Here is a 15,810-nt window from a genome sequence, read left to right as displayed (position 1 = left end):
GACCAGACCCGACGCTGTCGTCGGTCAGACGGAGGACAACCTAGACGACGCGAGGCCCGATCGGTAAGCGCGGACGGCTGTGGCGACCGTCACGGAAGCGCAGTCCCAGGTGGTGCACGGTCGCCGGCAGCGGGTCGTGCGCGCCCGGGTGGACGGGGCCGGCCGAGCTCGCATCAGGTGCCGTCGGCTCCCGGGGCGAAAGCCTGCTTGTAGAGCGACATCGCTTGGTCGAGGGTCGACGGGGCGACCGACGCGACCGGCGTGATCGCCACGAGCAGGGGCTCACAGTCGGGGCCCCGAGCGGAGACCTCGCCGGTCAGCAGCCAAGGAAAGCGGTCCTGGACCATGAGATGGGCGTACTGATAGAGCTGGCGGGCAATCCAGTGCTCGACGGGTCGCGTCCACCAGGGTTCCGGTGTGAGGGGGTTGACGCTCAGCCCCGGCATCAGGCATCCGCTCTCGTGGTCGCGGCTGACCGCCGCACGGTCGGCCTCGGGTCCGGCGCTGAAGCGCACGTACACCGGAGCCAGGAGCTGGACCAGCTCGGCGACCTCTGTCAGGGTCTGGAGGCGAGGCATGTCCGCGAGCAGCGTGAAGGGCTCAGCGGGATGGTTGGTCACGACGCGCTCACCCCCCCAGCTCGGGCGATCCTTTCGTGAAGCCGGCGACGAGGCGCACGACCACTGGCGAGCCGCTCGTACGCACCTCGGCGACGTCAGCCCAGTCGACGAGGAACGTGCCGCGGTGGCGACGGCGGACCAGCTGGGCGATCGGCCAGGGTGAGCGCACCTTCGTCCGCTCGTAGCCCAGGAACGATCCCCCGCTGTGCGGGCTCACCAGCAGCCCGACCAACCGGGCGCCACCGACCGCGTCGGGTGCGACGTGGGCGCTCAGCGGGGGTTCGGGGTCCTCCCGGTCCCGCCGCTGGTCGTCCGGCTCGTCGACGAGCTCCAGCGCCAACCGCACGTCCACGACGACGCCGAGCGTCGCACCGTCGGGCCCCACGACGCTCGCGTCAAGCAGGTCGCCCACGTTCATCGGGTCGCCTCCGGGTCGTGGCGTCCCCCGGGGATGCGGCCGATGACGTGGTCGCGCAACCAGTGCTCCACCCAGTCGGCGTCGAGGCGGTCGGACGGCACGGTGAGCTGGATCGCCGTGCCGATGTGGCCGACGTCCTGCCACGCGATCCGGGGCTGCCGGGAGACGGGGACCGCCCCGCCGAAGAGCCGGACGAACAGGACCGGGCCGACCAGGATCGCCCCGACGCGGACCTCCGCGCCGGCCCGGGCCGGCGCACCGTCGGGCCCCGTCAGCTCCAGGTCGTCGACGGCGCGGATGGGCTCGCCGTCCACGTCGAGCACCTGCCGGCTGAGCAGGTACAGCCGGGCGTCGACGATCCGCTCGCGTGTCATGACCCGGCTCCCGTCGCGATCATCAGGGGTATCGCGGCGACGGCCGCCACGACCACGATCACCAGGTACACCGTGCCCAGCGCGTTCACCACCCGGCCGTTGACGTGGCGGCCCATGTACTGCGGGTCGTTCGCCACCACCAGGATCGGCACGTAGGTCAGGGGCAGGGCGACGGCCGAGAAGACCACCGACATCTCGGTCACGGCGATCGGGTCCACGCTCGTCATGAGGATGCCGACGCCGAGCAGGATCGCCACGATCATCGTGAGGTGGAACCGCGCCGCGCGGGCCGGCCTGCGGAACTTGCCCCACGACCAGCCGAGGTACTGGGCCAAGGAGTACCCGCTGGACAGCGCGGTCTCCAGCGCGGCGCCGAACGTCGCCGCGACGATGCCGACGATGACCAGGGCCAGCAGGAGCACTCCCCCGGCCTGCGCCACCGGCAGGACGATCTGGGACAGCGACGAGACCTCGATCCCCGCGGGCAGCAGCACCACGGCCGCGCACGCCGCGATCGCCACCGAGAGGAGCCCGCCGAGCGGGAACCCGATCAGGACGTTCGCACGGTTCATCGTCAGGTCCTTGGCCGTCCAGCGCTCCTCGACCGCGCCCGAGGAGAAGAAGAACACCTCGTACGGCGTCATCGCGGCACCGAACAGCGCGACGGCGTAGTACCAGTACGCCGCCGGGTGCTCCGTGGACGGCGGAGAAGGCGGCACGGCCTGCCGCATCAGCTCACCCCAGTCAGGGCCGAGCAGGAACAGCGCGACGCCGAAGCCCACCAGCAGCAACCCCATCAGACCCGCGACGTTCTCCATCACCTGGAACTTCACGCGCCACAGCACCAGCCACACGGCCAGCGCGGCAACCGGGATCCAGAGGCGTGGCTCCACGCTGCTGACGAGGTGGAGCGCGAGGGCGATACCACCGATCTCCGCCGTGAGCGTGAGGAGGTTGATGGCGAACGACGCGACGAGATTGGCGCCGGCCGCCTTCGGGCCGAGGCGTTCGCGGATGATCTCGAACGTCGCGCGGCCGCTCACGGCGGCCACGCGACCCGCCATGCTCGCGAACAGACAGATCCCGACCACGCCGAGCGCCACCACCCAGACGAGCGAGAGCCCGAACCGGGACCCGACGATGGCGTTGGTGACCAGATCACCGATGTCGACGAAACCGCCGATGGCCGTCAGGACACCGAGGGCGACTCCCAGGACCTTCTTCACGGGCCACCCGCCTCGGCCAGTGTCTTCTCGACGGCGTCGGTGGCCGTCGCCAGGTCCGCGAGCAACGCGTCGACCGTCGGCGGCACGGCGTCCGCTCCGTCGAGGTCGCCACCGGCGCGGGCCGCGTCCCACTCCCGCGCGCTCACGACGACGTCCGTCACGTCGCCGACGGCTGCGAGCGCCGCGGCCCGCTGGTCGGACGTCGTGGTGTCGGGCGGGACGAGGGTGGTCAGCGCGGTCTCTGCGTCGTCCAGCACGCGGAGCTGGTCGAGCAGAGCGGTGTCTGCCATGGGGGCGGTCAGGCTGCCGCGCGAGAGCTGCTCGACGACGATCCGCGTGGTCTCGGCCGCCGAGCCCGCCTGGGACAGGGCGTCGGCGACCGCCGCGCTCGCCTGCCCCGGCTCCTGGTGGCTGGCGACGGTGCACGAGGCGGTCCCGGCGAGCACGGTCGCGGCGACCGCGCCGCGCGCCGCCCACAGCCGGAGTCGTCCTGGCGCCCGCACCACCGTCAGGCCGCCGGGTCGAGCACGACCTTGACGCAGCCGTCGTCCTTGCGCTGGAACATCTCGTACGCCTCCGGCGCCCGGTCGAGCGGCCAGCGGTGGGTGCGCAGGTCCAGCACGCCGAGCGGGTCGGCGGGGTCCTGGACGAGCGGCATCAGGTCGCCGATCCAGCGTCGGACGTTGGCCTGCCCCTGCCGGATCGTGACCTGCTTGTCGAAGAGCGTGAGCATGGGCAGCGGGTCCTTGGCGCCGCCGTAGACGCCGGCCAGGGAGAGCGTCCCACCGCGGCGGACGAGCTCGATGGCGGTGAGCAGGGCGGCCAGCCGGTCGGTGCTCGCGTGCTCGACCAGCGGCCGCCCCACGACGTCGGGCAGCACGCCGGCCGCCTTCTGCAGGGCCTCGGCGACGGGTGAGCCGTGCGCCTCCATGCCCACGGCGTCGATCACCGCGTCGGGGCCGCGTCCTCCGGTGAGGTCGCGGACCGTCTCGGCGACGTCGGTCCGCCTCTGGTCGAGCACGCTGACGCCGTGCCGGGCCGCCATCGCCAGCCGCTCCGGAACCAGGTCGACGCCGACGACCAGTCCCGCGCCACGCTGCGCGGCGATCCGAGTCGCCATCTGGCCGATCGGGCCAAGGCCCAGCACGACGACCGACCCGCCCGGGGGCACCTGGGCGTACTCGACCGCCTGCCAGGCCGTGGGCAGCACGTCGGACAGGTACAGGTACCGCTCGTCGGGCTCCCCGTCGTCCGGTACGACGACCGGCCCGTACTGCGCCTGCGGCACCCGCAGGTACTCCGCCTGCCCGCCAGGCACCTGGCCGTACAGCTTGGTGTACCCGAACAGCGCCGCACCGCTCCCCTGGTCCGTGACCTGGGTGGTCTCGCACTGGGACTGCAAGCCGTGCTGACACATCCAGCACCGCCCGCACGCGATCCCGAACGGGACCACGACCCGGTCGCCGACCCGCAGGTCGCCGGCCTCCGGCCCGACCTCCTCGACCACGCCCATCGTCTCGTGCCCCAGCACGTCCCCCGCGTCGAGGAACGCGCCCAGGACGCCGTACAGGTGCAGGTCCGACCCGCAGATGGCCGTGGAGGTCACCCGGACGATCGCGTCGTTCGGCTGCTCGATCCGGGGGTCCGGCACGTCCTCGATGCTGACCTTCTGCTGCCCCTGCCACGTGAGTGCTCGCATGGCGGCCGTCCTCTCGGTGTCGCGTGCACTGCCGGTCTGAACCTCGACCCTCGCGCGTTCCCGCACCACTCGCCATCGCGCGCCCCACCCGGCCCCTCCCGCCGGCCGGGAGTGCGGGGCCTCACCACGTAGTGGGTACGGACATGATGTCGCGCTCGACATCGAGGTCTCCGAAGGTGAGGAGTCCTACGACCGTGTCTCTGTCCAGGACCGGGACACGGCGAACCCTGGCGGCGCGCATCACGTCGAACGCGGCCTCGACCGAGTCGGACTGTCCGACCGTGACGGTGCTGTCGCCGATGACCAGCTCCACGGTGGCCTCCGCGCCGAGTCCGGCGGCAAGACCGCGCACCACGATGTCTCGGTCGGTGACGACCCCGACCGCTCTGGTGCCGTCCTGAACCACCAGCGCTCTCAGGTCCTGCTCGGCCATCGTCCGGGCGGCTGAGCGCAGCGTGTCGGTCACGTCCACCGCGGGCGGTGCAGGGGTCATGAAATCGGCGACGGACGGATGATCCATGGCGTCTCCTCCTTGTCGCGGTGGCGCCGCCTGCCGAGGTCGTCGAGCTGCCGTGCGGGACGCCCGGTCAGTCGTCGGACCGGTAGCCGTTCACCTTGTGCGTCCCGTCGCACCAGGGCGCTATGGCGGTGCCGCCGCAGCGACACAAGGCCACGGTGGCGCGGCTCCGGGGTACCGCGTCGCCGGCCTCGTCCACGATCGTGGCCGGGCCCCGCACCAGGAGTGGGCCGTCTGGGCACGCGCGGACGGTGACCTCATTCGTGACCGGACGCGAGTCTGGCGTCGACACGTCGCCTCCTTCTCTCCGGAGATGCTCCAGCTTCACCCTCTTGATCCGCCCAACCTAAGGGGGTCGCTGCCACTCGCAACCTTGGCGCGACCAGGAGTGCAACGCCTTGCGAGCTGACGACTCCGTGCACACGATGAGCCGACCATCGCGTTGGGCAACTTCGCACCTCACCACCGACGGGACACTTCGATGACTTCCACCAGCACCAGGACTTCCCCGGAGAGGCATGACTTGTCGGACGACGTGGCGCGGGGAGACGCACGCCGGACCCAGCGGTTACCGCTTCCGCGACCCCGTGGCCGGTTGAGTGCCGAGCTGCTCGCGGTGCTCGTCGCGGGGCCTCCGTCCGACGACACGCACATCCGTCTTGCCCGGGTGCGCGAGGCCGCAGCGGATGTCGTCGCCGGCTGCGACGACGCCACGGACGTCCTGCGGTGTGCGGACCTGCAGCTCGCGCTCTGCCTGCTGTACGAGCTGCACTACCGAGGCGTCGACCAGGTCGACGACGCCTGGGAGTGGGAGCCCGCGCTGCTGGCAGTCCGACAAACCTTGGAGCGTCCGTTCGAAGCGGCCTTGCGCTCGCGCGCGGGCCATCCGACCTGCGCAGCGACGGACGCCGCCGGCGTCGCCCGCCGACTCTTCGAGATCGCCGCCGACGACGGACCGGGCATGGCTCGTTACGTCGCCAAGCATGCCGACGCCGAGCAGGCACGCGAGTACCTCGTGCTCAAGTCGCTCTACCAGCTCAAGGAGGCCGACCCGCACACGTGGGCCATACCACGGCTGACCGGGGCGCCGAAGGCCGCACTGGTCGAGATCCAGACCGATGAGTACGGCGGCGGACAGTCGGGCCACATGCACGCGGAGCTCTTCGCGCGTGCCATGCGTGGAGCCGGGCTCGACGACAGCTACGGCTGGTACGTCGATGTCGTGCCCACCCCGGTGCTCGTCGCGCTCAACACGATGTCGCTGTTCGGGCTGCACCGCCGGCTCCGAGGCGCGATCGTCGGTCACCTGGCCGCGTACGAGATGACGTCGTCGATCCCCAGCAGGCTGTACGGCAACGGTTTCAGACGCCTCGGTCACGATGCCGGCACGACTCGATACTTCGACGAGCACGTCGAGGCGGACGCCGTCCACGAGCAGATCGCCGGCCATGACCTCGCCGGTCGACTGGCCGAGCAGGATCCGGGGCTGCGGGACGACATCCTCCTCGGTGCCACCGCGTGCCTGGCGGTCGAGGGCGACGTCGCCGCCTTCGCGCTCGACCACTGGAAGAGAGGCGCCTCCGCCCTGCTGGCTCCGGTGAACGACGTGCCGGAGCACCGGGACGCCAGCCATACCTGAAGTCGGGCTACCGGTCGGACGCCTCCTCGCCGCCGAACACCGCCTGGACGAGCGCCTGGTTGGCCTGCTGGAAGGCGGCGCCCATCGACATCGTGGGGTCGTCCACGTAGTGCAGGGCCGCGGTCAGGGTGCGGCTGCCGTCGGGGGTGCTGTACATGAGCGCGGCGTGCCCCGCGATGCCGCCGTTGTGGGTGATGACGGTCCCGCCCGCCTCGGTCGGCTGCACGAACACGCCCAGGCCGTAGCCCGCCTTGGGGTGCGGCGTCAGCATCTCGGTCAGCAGGGCGTCGGGCAGCAGCTTGCCGGTGAGCAGCCCGACGATGAAGGTCTGCAGGTCCTGGGTGGTCGAGATCATGTCTCCGCCGGTGGCGATCCAGGACGGGTTGTGCCGCGTGACGTCGACCGTCCTCTCCTCGCCACCGTCGTCGTACCGGTAGTAGGCGTGGGTGTACGGGGCGGGGATCTCCTGCGAGGTGCCCGGCAGCACCGTGCCGGTCAGGCCGAGCGGCCCCAGGACCAGCCGCTGCGTCTCCTCGGCGAACGAGCGGCCGGTCACCCGCTCGATCAGCAGCCGGACCAGCACGTAGTTCGTGTTGGAGTAGCTCCAGTCCGTGCCCGGCTCGAACCGGGCCGGGTTGGACAGCGCGATCCCGACGAGCTCCTCCGGGGCGTAGGTGCGGAACCGGTTGTCGACCCACTCCTTGCCCGACTGCGTCGCGGGGATGCCGGGCACGAACGTCCCGTCGTCGTAGTACTCACCGGTGAAGTTGAAGACGCCGCTGGTGTGCTGGAGCAGCATGCGCAGGGTGATGCGCGGGTCCAGCCGGAGCTCAGGCAGGTGGTCGTGCACCGGCGCGCCCAGGCTGAGCACGTTCTCGCCGACCAGCGCCAGCGCCACGGTCGCGGCGAACGTCTTGGTGTTGCTGCCGATCCGGACGTGCCCGTCGGTCGAGGGCGGGGTGTCGTCGTCCAGCGCCTGCCGGCCGGCGACGCCGGTCCAGTCGCCCTGCTCGTCGTGCACGCGCAGCTGCACCCCGGTGAACCCGGCCTCGACCATGGTCTCGATGTCTCGCTGCAGCTGGTCGCGGTCCGCCGTCCGCAGGGTGGGGAGGGATGGCGCGGTCATGGTTGGCTCCGTTCGACGTGGGAAGAGGCGGCACCAGCAGGACCTCGTCCTGGCCGCCCCGTCTATCATCGATTCCGGCCAAACCGCTCAACAACGGCGAAAATCGCAACGCAGCGATCACCACCGCTGATCGACAGGAACGACGTGGAGCTTCGCGAGATCGAGATCTTTCTGACCCTCACCGAGGAACTCCACTTCGGCCGGACCGCGCAGCGCCTGCACCTGTCCCAGGCGGCGGTCAGCCAGTCGATCAAGAAGCAGGAGCGCAGCATCGGGGCACCGCTGTTCCACCGCACCAGCCGTGTCGTGCGCCTGACGCCGATCGGCGAGCGGCTCCGGGACGATCTGCGGCCCCTGCTCCGGGCCATCACGGACAGCACCGAACGGGCACGCGTGGCAGCGAGCGGACGGTCCGGCGTGCTGCGCGTCGGGACCGCCGCCGGCAACACCCTGGAGCTGCGGCCGTACTGGGACGCGTTTCGCGCCGCCCACCCCACCTGGGACCTTCGGGTGCGCTACCAGCCGTTCAGCAACGCCATGGCCGTCCTGCGGCAGGGTGACATCGACGTGTACGTCGGGTGGCTCCCCATCACGGAGCCCGACCTCACGAGCGGCCCGGTGATGTTCACCGAGCCGATGGTCGTGGCCCTCGCGCTCGACCACGATCTGGCCCGCGCCGACGCGGTCAGCCTGGAGGACCTCGCCGCCTTCGAGGTGATCGACACCGCCGGCGCCTTCGCGGACGAGTACATGGACGTCTTCAACCCGTTCCAGACACCGGGCGGGCGCACCATCACGCGCGGTCCGGTGATCGCGGACCTGGAACAGGCCTTCAGCGCCACCGCGAACGGTGAGGTCGCCCAACCGCTCGGCGGCCACGCGGCCCGCTACTACCGGCGCCCCGATCTCACCTACCGGCCGTTCCGCCAGGACTGGAGGATCAGCTGGGGCCCGATCTGGAGGGCAGACAACGACAACGCGGGCATCCGCAACCTCACCACGGTGCTGAGCGACCTCGGCCCGCGAGAGCTCTGACGACTTCCCGTGGCGAGCACCGGCCAACCGGGTGAAAGTGGATGAGCAACAGGTCGTCTTCCAGGGCTTGAGCCAGAGCGTCCGCACGCGTCAGGGGACGCATCGTCGAACGGAGCTTCCATGGGCATCATCGGCTGGATCCTGATCGGACTCATCATGGGCGCCATCGCCCGGGCGATCCTTCCCGGCAAGGCCGCCGGAGGATGGTTCATCACGCTCGTCGTCGGAGTGCTCGGCGCACTGCTGGGCGGCTGGATCGGTGGGGCACTCTTCGACGTCCAGGTCAACGAGTCCTTCTTCTCGCTGACCACGTGGTTCTGGGCGCTCGTCGGCTCGCTCCTCGTGCTCGTCATCTGGGGAGCCGTCGCACGTCGACGGGCCTGAACCAGATGGAGTCCGTCCGCGTAGGACTCGTGGCCGACCCGGCCGCGCCGACCGTGATCGCGCAAGGCTTGGCTGACCTGCGCCCGCCCGATGGTGGCGTCGCGTGGGACATCACCGTGGTGAGCGAGCCGTTCACGACCGGGTCCGAGGACCTCCGGACCGCGCTGGACAGGCTGCAGGACGAGGCTCGCGAGCGGGACTGGGACCTCGTCGTCGGCCTGACCGAGCTTCCTCTTCACGACGGGAACGGCCGGCACCTGCTGGCCGACACCGATCCCGGTCGGCAGGCCGCGGTGCTCTCTCTGCCCGCGCTCGGCGGGCTGCGGGTCCACGCCCGGGCACGGCGGGCAGTGCGCTCGCTGGTCAGCACGATGGCCGAGCCGAGCGGGGAGGACAGGCACCGCGTCGTCCTGCCCCGCCTGCGGGGTCGGTGGCGCCTTCTGCTCGGCATGGTGCTCGCGAACCGTCCCTGGCTGCTGGTGCCCGGGCTGAAGTCGGCGCTCGTGGCGGCGTTGGCGACCGGCGCCGTGGCCACGGTCAACTCGACGGTCTGGGTACTGGCGGACTCGTTGTCGTGGTGGCGCCTGGTGGTGGCCTCGATCGCCTCGGTCACCCTCGTCGTGGCCTGGCTCGTGATCGACGGCGAGCTGTGGGACCGCCCCGAGGGCGACTCGCCACAGGCACGGGAGCGGTCCCGCCTCTACAACGCGTCAACGGTGCTGACACTCGTGACCGGCGTGGTCATCTGCTACTGCGCTCTCTACGTCGTGAACCTGGTGTGGGCGCTGTTCGTCCTGGACCCCGACCTGATGGGCGGCTACGTCGGGGCGACGCTCGGGTACGGCGACCTGGTGGTCCTGGCCTGGTTCGTCGCATCAGCGGCAACCGTCGGTGGTGGTCTTGGTTCTGGCCTGGAGTCGGACGAGGCGATTCGCGCCGCCGCCTACTCCAAGCGCGAGGAGGACCGGCGCGAGCGCCTCGCGCGCGACCGGCAGGGCAGGTAGCACTTCTTCTCGCTTGCGGCTCCAGACCCTTGGCACTCTCGCATCAAGAGTGCTAAAAATTGACTGTAGCCGGACGGCGGCACCCACCGCCGTCGAGCGCCGCGGTCCTGGAGGGGCCAGGACCGCATCAGCATGGGAGGTGATGCGCAATGGCTACCTATTGGGACCCGTTCCAGGAGATGGACCGGCTGTTCGGCTCGTTCGCGAGCAACGCACGACAGTCGGGCACCCTGCCGATGGACCTGTTCCGCACCGGCGACCACTACGTGCTGTCCATGGACCTGCCCGGAGTCGACCCGGGGACCATCGACGTCTCGGTCGAGGACCGCACGCTGACCGTCCGCGCCGAACGCACGCAGCGTTCGGGTGACGACGCGCAGTGGCTGGTCCGGGAGCGTCCCACCGGCACCTTCGCCCGGCAGCTCACGGTAGGCCGCGGGCTCGCACTGGACCGGATCTCCGCGTCGTACACCGACGGCGTCCTGTCGCTGACCATCCCCGTCAGCGAGGAAGCCAAGCCGCGGAAGATCGAGGTCGCCCACACCGCCGGCACCACGCCCATCGGCCGAGGATCCGGCGACCGGCAGACCATCGAGTCCTGACCGCCGTCGACCCGCCCCTTACGCCGGCTCGACGGCGTAAGGGGCGGGTCACCCGAATCATGTGACTCGACGAGGCGCACCCCGGCCTAGCGTCGCGGTCGAACCATCGAACGAGTGCCCCGCGGACGGCGGGCCACGCTATCGAGGAGAGACGACATGGCGCTCGACACCCTGGTGGCCTTCGCGGCCAGCTACGGCAGCGAGGACGACGCGGTGACCGACTACGAGGCGGTGAAGGAGTTCTACCAGGTCAGCGGTCTCATCGACACCTACGACGCGGCGGTGGTCTCGCGGCACGCCGACGGCAAGGTCAAGATCGTCAAGAAGCACGAGCAGCCGACCCGGCACGGCGCCTGGGGCGGCCTGGGTCTCGGCCTGGCCGGGGGCGCACTCGTGGCCCTCTTCCCGGCGATCGGTCTGGGTGGCGCCCTGCTCGCGGGCGGCGCCGGGGGCAGCGCCATCGGCGCGCTCGCCGGGCACGTCGCCGGCGGGATGAGCCGCGGCGACCTGAAGGACCTGGGCGAGCTCCTCGACGAGGGGCAGAGCGGCCTGGTCGTCATCGCCGCCTCGGACGTGGCAGCACACGTGGAGAGCGCGATCGCCCGCGCGGCCAGGCTGGAGAAGAAGGAGCTGAAGGCCGACGAGAAGGCGCTGGAGGCCGCGATCGACGAGGCCACCGCGAGGTGAGTCCGCGGGGGCGATCCGAACGCGGCGTCGCGGGTCGCCCCAGCGCCCCGGCCGTCAGCTCTGCGGCGCGTCCCCGAAGTCGCGGATGTCCAGGCGGACGCCGCCCTTGAGCGCCGACTCGTGCGCCACGATGCCGGGCATCGTGTACCGCGCGGCGACCCAGGCGTTCACCGGCGGGAGGGCGCCGGTCGTGACGGCCGTGACGAAGTCGTCGGCCAGGAAGTGGTGACTGCCCTCGTGGCCGTTGGAGACGTTCGCGAACTCCTTCGGCAGCCGCGAGCGGTCGTGCACCGGCGCGGAGCCCGAGGTGAAGGCGTCCCGCAGCGCGGGCGAGACGTGCTCCAGCGACGGGTCGTCGGGTGACAGCGTCGGCTTGGGAGCCAGGTGCTCCGTGATGTCCACGACCTCCTGCTTGTCCTGCCAGAGGCTGACGTTGACGAGCTGCTCCATGCTGGCCTCGGTGCCGAAGAACCGGAACCGCGACTCGCGGAAGTGCGAGGGGAACCCGACCCGGCGGAACTCGTTGATGCGGAACGCGCCGCCCCCGGCGGCCTCGAACAGCGCGGTGGCGTTGGAGAAGTCGTTGGCGAACTGGCTCACGTCCTTGTCGAACACCCCGTCCCCGCGGTCGTCGAGCACGCCGATCGCCGAGACGCTGGTCGCGTGCGTCTGCCAGGCGCCGAGGATCCCGCCCAGGGAGTGCGTGGGGTACATCAGGGGCGGGTAGCTCGCGGTGGACTTCCAGTTCTCACCGCCGCTGTACCGGTACGCGTCGTAGAAGCCGAGGTCCATGTCGTGCAGATAGTCGCCCTCGGCGTAGAACAGCCGGCCGAAGGCGCCCTTCGCGGCCTGGTCGCGGGCGTGGACGGTCGCCGGGTTGTAGTAGCTCGTCTCGCCCATCATGTAGGTCAGCCCGGTCTCCCGGACCGCGTCGACGATGGCCTCGATCTCCGGCTCGGAGACGGCCATCGGCACCGAGGAGTAGACATGCTTGCCGGCGCGCAGCGCCTGGACCACCAGGGGCCCGTGCGTCCAGCGCTGCGTGAAGATCGCGATGGCGTCGACGTCGGAGGCGAGCAGGGCCTCGAAGGACGGGACGGTCCCGGCGAGGTCGTACTCGCCGACGAGCTTCTCGGCGCGCTCGGGCAGCAGGTCGGTGACGTAGATGTCCCCGACGCCGGGGTGGAGGTTCCAGAGCTTGACGAACTGCCCGGCGAACTGCCCGGCTCCGACGATGCCAAGTGTGAACACAGATGCTCCTTGTCCTGGGCCGCGGCGATGCGGCCGGGGGCGCGACGACGGCCGGCGGCCGCGTTGACGGCCTTGACCCTACGTACCTACGATCGGCGAACTCTTCACGGATCCAAGCCGGTTCTTCCAGGATCCTCAGGCACTCGGGGGCAGATGATGTCGCAGATCGAGATCGAGCCGTCCGCTCTCCTGAGCTGGTCGGGCCGCCCCACCCTGATGGGCACCGCCCACCAGCACGACGACCTGGAGATCAACCTCGTCACCGAGGGCGGCACGATGCTCTACCTGTTCGGTGGCGTGCCGGTCGAGATCGGCCCCGGGTCGGTCGCGGCGTTCTGGGCGGCGGTGCCCCACCAGCTCATCGCCAGCACGGCGACCCGGGCGCACTGGGTGCACGTGCCGTTCTCGACCTTCCTCGGCTGGGGACTGCCCGCCGCCCTGGTCGGCCGTCTGCTGTCCGGCATGCCGCTGATCTCACCGCCGGAGGCGGCGCTGACGACCGACCCGGCGAACTTCACGCAGTGGGCCGCCGACCTGTCGGGTGACCAGCCCGAGCTGCGTCGCATCGCGATGCTGGAGATCGAGGCCCGGGTGCGCCGGCTCGGACTGGCCACACCGGGGCAGCCGGTGCGGCAGTTCGCAGCCGGCGACCCGGCCCTGCGCCAGGTGCTGGCGATGGTGCGCCACATCGCCGAGCACTTCCGCGAACCGCTCACCGTCGCGGACGTCGCACGGACCGTGCGGCTGCACCCCAACTACGCCATGGCCCAGTTCCGCAAGGTCGTGCACACCACCATGGTCGACTACCTCACCCGGTGCCGGCTGGCCGAGGCGCGGCGGCTGCTGGTGACCACGGGCCTGCCGGTCGCCGACGTCGCGGCAGAGTCCGGCTTCAGCTCCGTGAGCCGGTTCTACACCGCGTTCGGCGACGTCTGCGGCGTGCCTCCGGCGGCGTACCGGCGCGAGAACCAGCACGACCAGCCGCGCCTCCCGGTCAGTCGAACAGGGCGTTGACCTGCTCGTTGGCCTCGGTCAGCGAGCTGACGTCGGCCTTGCCGCCCAGCACCTCGTCCATCGCGGGGGTCATGATCGCGTGCACGTCCGAGGCGTGGTCGGTCACCGGGAACAGGAACGTGGTGCCGTCCTCGACGTGGGTGGTGAACGGCGAGACGTCGATCCCCTTCTCGGCGAACGCCTCCGTGGCGATCTCGGCCGAGCTGGTGATCGCCGGGAACACGATGCCGGCGGCGCCCACGAGGTCCTGGCAGTCGGTCGAGCCCAGGAACGCGACCCACTTCGCCGCGCCCTCGGGGTTGTCCGTGCCCGCCCAGACGGAGTCGGCCAGGCCGTTGAACATGCTCGCGCGCTTCCCGTTCGGGCCGGTGGGCGTGGGCGCCAGCCCAACGTCGACGCCGTCGTAGCCGAAGTAGGTCGAGAGCATCCAGTCGCCGCTGATGTTGATGGCGGACTTGCCCGCGCCGAAGTTGTCGTTCACCGACGCGCCGATCGTGGTCTCCAGCGGCGGGGCGTAACCCTTCTCGATCAGGGAGTACCACCAGGCGATGGTCTCCTGGAAGCGCGGGTCGTCGTAGTTGTAGTGCGTGCCCCAGGGGTTCTCGTCCGTGTGGGTCCAGCCCGTGGTGGCGGTGTACATGCTCCACTCGGTCTGGCCGTTCTCGTACCCGGCGCCGGGGATGCCCAGGCCGTAGACCGCGACGTTCTCCTTGTCGAAGCCCGGCTCGTCGCCGCGCACGCCGTTCGCGTCGACGGTCAGGCGCGCGATGGCCTCCTCGTAGCTGCCGCCGTCGTCCGGGTTCCAGTCGAGGTCCTGCATGTCCTTCTCGGTCAGCCCGGCGTCCTTGACCATCTCCTGGTTGTAGAAGATCGCGACGGTGTCCCAGTCCTTCGGCAGGCCGTACCGCTTGCCGTCCTGCGCGACCCACAGGTCCGCGAGGCCGGCCGAGTACTGGTCGAGGTCGACGTCGGCGATGTGGTCGTCGAGGGCCAGGAGCTGCCCGTTCGCCACGAACTCGGGGTACTTGGACACGTGGTCGGTGAACACGTCCGGGCCGGTGCCCGACGAGAACGCGGTGGTCAGCGCCGACCAGTAGTCGTCCCACCCGCGCTGCGTGATCTTGACCGTCAGGTCGGGGTTGGCCTCGTGGAAGGCGTCGGCGCATTGCTGGTAGGCGGGCTGCTGGTTCGAGTCCCAGAGCCAGTAGTCGATCTGGCCCTCCGCCTCGGCGCCGGACGACCCGCCCGCGCAGGCGGTCAGGGACAGGGACGCGAGGGCGACGGCGCCCGCGAGCATCTTTCGCTTCATGGTGTTCCTTTCTGGCCCGGCTACTTGATGCCGGAGAAACCGATGGAGTTGATGACCCGGCGGCCGAAGACGGCGTAGAGGATCACGATGGGCAGGGCCGCGACGAGGGACGCGGCCATGAGCCCGGCCCAGTCGGGCGCGCCCTGCGGCGTCTGCGAGCGGAAGACCCCGAGGGCCACGGTGAGCACCTTGGACTCCTCCGTCTGGCCCACCAGGAGCGGCCAGAAGTAGTCGTTCCAGGTGTTGATGAACGTGAGGATGCCGAGCGTGGTGACCGGCGCCGCCGAGATCGGCAGGATGATCCGGAAGAAGATGCGCCAGGGCTGGGCGCCGTCGATCATCGCCGCCTCGTCGATCTCCTTCGGGATGCCGAGGAAGAACTGCCGCATGAAGAAGATCGCGAACGGCGTCATGAACAGGCTCGGCAGCATGATCCCGGGCAGCGTGTTGAGCAGGCCGAGCGACTTGATCGTCAGGAAGTTCGGCAGCGAGGTGAAGATCGGCGGCACCAGGAGCGCCCCGAGGAAGACGGCGAACCAGGCGTCCCGCCCCGGCCAGCTCAGCCGCGCGAAGGCGTAGGCCGCCATCGAGGAGAACAGCACCTGGCCCACCGTCACGGCCGTGGCGACCACGAGCGAGTTGCGCAGGTAGAGCCAGAAGCTCAGCGACGCGCCCGAGCCGCCCTCCGCCATCGCCTCCTCGGGTGTGGCCAGGCCGAACACCCGCTTGAACGGGCCGAGCGTGAAGTCGGCGGGCAGCAGCGAGAAGGACTGGGCGGCGAGCGCCTGGTTGTCCGAGAACGCGGTGCGCAGCATCCAGTAGAACGGCAGCACGGTGGCCAGCACGAAGAACCACAGCACGACCCAGGCGAGCAGCCGGCCCCAGGTGATCCGTGTACGCATGTG

Annotated in this window: 19 protein-coding genes; 7 read left to right on the top strand and 12 right to left on the bottom strand. The window is 70.6% G+C overall.

Annotated elements, in window-relative coordinates; translation table 11 throughout:
* Positions 1–173: 173 nt before the first annotated feature.
* The 8 genes from ACFV9Q_RS01065 to ACFV9Q_RS01030 form a co-directional block, all read right to left on the bottom strand.
* On the bottom strand, positions 174–620 hold the full coding sequence (locus ACFV9Q_RS01065; RefSeq protein WP_377232767.1) for a DUF6098 family protein: 447 nt from the start codon (positions 618–620) through the stop codon (positions 174–176).
* 7 nt (positions 621–627) lie between these two features.
* A complete protein-coding gene (locus tag ACFV9Q_RS01060; RefSeq protein WP_377232766.1) occupies positions 628–1,038 on the bottom strand; it encodes a PRC-barrel domain containing protein in 411 nt (136 codons plus the stop codon).
* A complete protein-coding gene (locus ACFV9Q_RS01055) occupies positions 1,035–1,412 on the bottom strand; it encodes a hypothetical protein (protein ID WP_377232765.1) in 378 nt (125 codons plus the stop codon). The genes ACFV9Q_RS01060 and ACFV9Q_RS01055 overlap by 4 nt, the downstream gene beginning before the upstream one ends.
* Positions 1,409–2,638 carry an NRAMP family divalent metal transporter gene (locus ACFV9Q_RS01050; RefSeq protein ID WP_377232764.1) on the bottom strand — a complete coding sequence of 410 codons (1,230 nt, stop codon included), beginning with the start codon at positions 2,636–2,638 and terminating at the stop codon, positions 1,409–1,411. Before ACFV9Q_RS01050 ends, ACFV9Q_RS01055 begins: the two co-directional genes overlap by 4 nt.
* Positions 2,635–3,141 carry a hypothetical protein gene (locus ACFV9Q_RS01045; RefSeq protein WP_377232763.1) on the bottom strand — a complete coding sequence of 169 codons (507 nt, stop codon included), beginning with the start codon at positions 3,139–3,141 and terminating at the stop codon, positions 2,635–2,637. The genes ACFV9Q_RS01050 and ACFV9Q_RS01045 overlap by 4 nt, the downstream gene beginning before the upstream one ends.
* A gap of 5 nt (positions 3,142–3,146) precedes the next feature.
* Complete coding sequence (locus ACFV9Q_RS01040; RefSeq protein ID WP_377232762.1) at positions 3,147–4,337, bottom strand: zinc-dependent alcohol dehydrogenase; 1,191 nt, start codon at positions 4,335–4,337, stop codon at positions 3,147–3,149.
* Positions 4,338–4,458: 121 nt separating this feature from the next.
* Positions 4,459–4,857: a CBS domain-containing protein gene (locus tag ACFV9Q_RS01035; RefSeq protein ID WP_377232761.1), complete on the bottom strand. Its 399-nt coding sequence runs from the start codon at positions 4,855–4,857 to the stop codon at positions 4,459–4,461.
* Positions 4,858–4,924: 67 nt separating this feature from the next.
* Positions 4,925–5,146: a CDGSH iron-sulfur domain-containing protein gene (locus ACFV9Q_RS01030; RefSeq protein WP_377232760.1), complete on the bottom strand. Its 222-nt coding sequence runs from the start codon at positions 5,144–5,146 to the stop codon at positions 4,925–4,927.
* A gap of 231 nt (positions 5,147–5,377) precedes the next feature.
* Here ACFV9Q_RS01030 and ACFV9Q_RS01025 point away from each other — a divergent pair, with 231 nt between their 5' ends.
* Entirely contained in the window at positions 5,378–6,493 is a 1,116-nt protein-coding gene (locus ACFV9Q_RS01025; RefSeq protein WP_377232759.1) for an iron-containing redox enzyme family protein, read from the top strand.
* A 7-nt stretch (positions 6,494–6,500) separates the two neighbouring features.
* On the opposite strand, the gene ACFV9Q_RS01020 is transcribed toward ACFV9Q_RS01025, so the two are convergent.
* Entirely contained in the window at positions 6,501–7,619 is a 1,119-nt protein-coding gene (locus ACFV9Q_RS01020; protein WP_377232758.1) for a serine hydrolase domain-containing protein, read from the bottom strand.
* Positions 7,620–7,763: 144 nt separating this feature from the next.
* Between ACFV9Q_RS01020 and ACFV9Q_RS01015 the strand changes: the two genes are divergently transcribed.
* The 5 genes from ACFV9Q_RS01015 (at position 7,764) to ACFV9Q_RS00995 (ending at position 11,331) form a co-directional block, all read left to right on the top strand.
* On the top strand, positions 7,764–8,654 hold the full coding sequence (locus tag ACFV9Q_RS01015) for a LysR family transcriptional regulator (RefSeq protein ID WP_377232757.1): 891 nt from the start codon (positions 7,764–7,766) through the stop codon (positions 8,652–8,654).
* Between the two features lie 120 nt (positions 8,655–8,774).
* Positions 8,775–9,038, top strand: coding sequence for a GlsB/YeaQ/YmgE family stress response membrane protein (locus ACFV9Q_RS01010; RefSeq protein ID WP_377232756.1), 264 nt, complete (start codon positions 8,775–8,777; stop codon positions 9,036–9,038).
* Positions 9,039–9,043: 5 nt separating this feature from the next.
* Positions 9,044–10,042: a hypothetical protein gene (locus tag ACFV9Q_RS01005; RefSeq protein WP_377232755.1), complete on the top strand. Its 999-nt coding sequence runs from the start codon at positions 9,044–9,046 to the stop codon at positions 10,040–10,042.
* 149 nt (positions 10,043–10,191) lie between these two features.
* The gene (locus tag ACFV9Q_RS01000) at positions 10,192–10,644 is read left to right on the top strand and encodes an Hsp20/alpha crystallin family protein (protein WP_377227435.1); all 453 of its coding nucleotides are present in this window, start codon (positions 10,192–10,194) and stop codon (positions 10,642–10,644) included.
* A gap of 156 nt (positions 10,645–10,800) precedes the next feature.
* Complete coding sequence (locus ACFV9Q_RS00995) at positions 10,801–11,331, top strand: DUF1269 domain-containing protein (RefSeq protein WP_377227434.1); 531 nt, start codon at positions 10,801–10,803, stop codon at positions 11,329–11,331.
* Positions 11,332–11,385: 54 nt separating this feature from the next.
* On the opposite strand, the gene ACFV9Q_RS00990 is transcribed toward ACFV9Q_RS00995, so the two are convergent.
* Entirely contained in the window at positions 11,386–12,582 is a 1,197-nt protein-coding gene (locus ACFV9Q_RS00990) for a Gfo/Idh/MocA family protein (RefSeq protein WP_377232754.1), read from the bottom strand.
* A gap of 156 nt (positions 12,583–12,738) precedes the next feature.
* Here ACFV9Q_RS00990 and ACFV9Q_RS00985 point away from each other — a divergent pair, with 156 nt between their 5' ends.
* Positions 12,739–13,596, top strand: a complete 858-nt coding sequence (locus tag ACFV9Q_RS00985) for a helix-turn-helix domain-containing protein (protein WP_377232753.1) — start codon at positions 12,739–12,741, stop codon at positions 13,594–13,596.
* Here the strand turns inward: ACFV9Q_RS00985 and ACFV9Q_RS00980 are convergent.
* Both ACFV9Q_RS00980 and ACFV9Q_RS00975 read right to left on the bottom strand, forming a co-directional pair.
* Positions 13,577–14,905, bottom strand: coding sequence for an ABC transporter substrate-binding protein (locus ACFV9Q_RS00980; protein ID WP_377232752.1), 1,329 nt, complete (start codon positions 14,903–14,905; stop codon positions 13,577–13,579). The genes ACFV9Q_RS00985 and ACFV9Q_RS00980 overlap by 20 nt on opposite strands.
* A 20-nt stretch (positions 14,906–14,925) precedes the next feature.
* Positions 14,926–15,807 carry a carbohydrate ABC transporter permease gene (locus tag ACFV9Q_RS00975; protein WP_377232751.1) on the bottom strand — a complete coding sequence of 294 codons (882 nt, stop codon included), beginning with the start codon at positions 15,805–15,807 and terminating at the stop codon, positions 14,926–14,928.
* Positions 15,808–15,810: the final 3 nt, after the last annotated feature.

The sequence above is a fragment of the Promicromonospora sp. NPDC059942 genome (genome assembly GCF_042731755.1).
Taxonomy (GTDB): Bacteria; Actinomycetota; Actinomycetes; order Actinomycetales; family Cellulomonadaceae; genus Promicromonospora.
The sequence above is the reverse complement of the archived record's forward strand: the minus strand, read 5'-3'. Positions and strand labels throughout refer to the sequence as shown.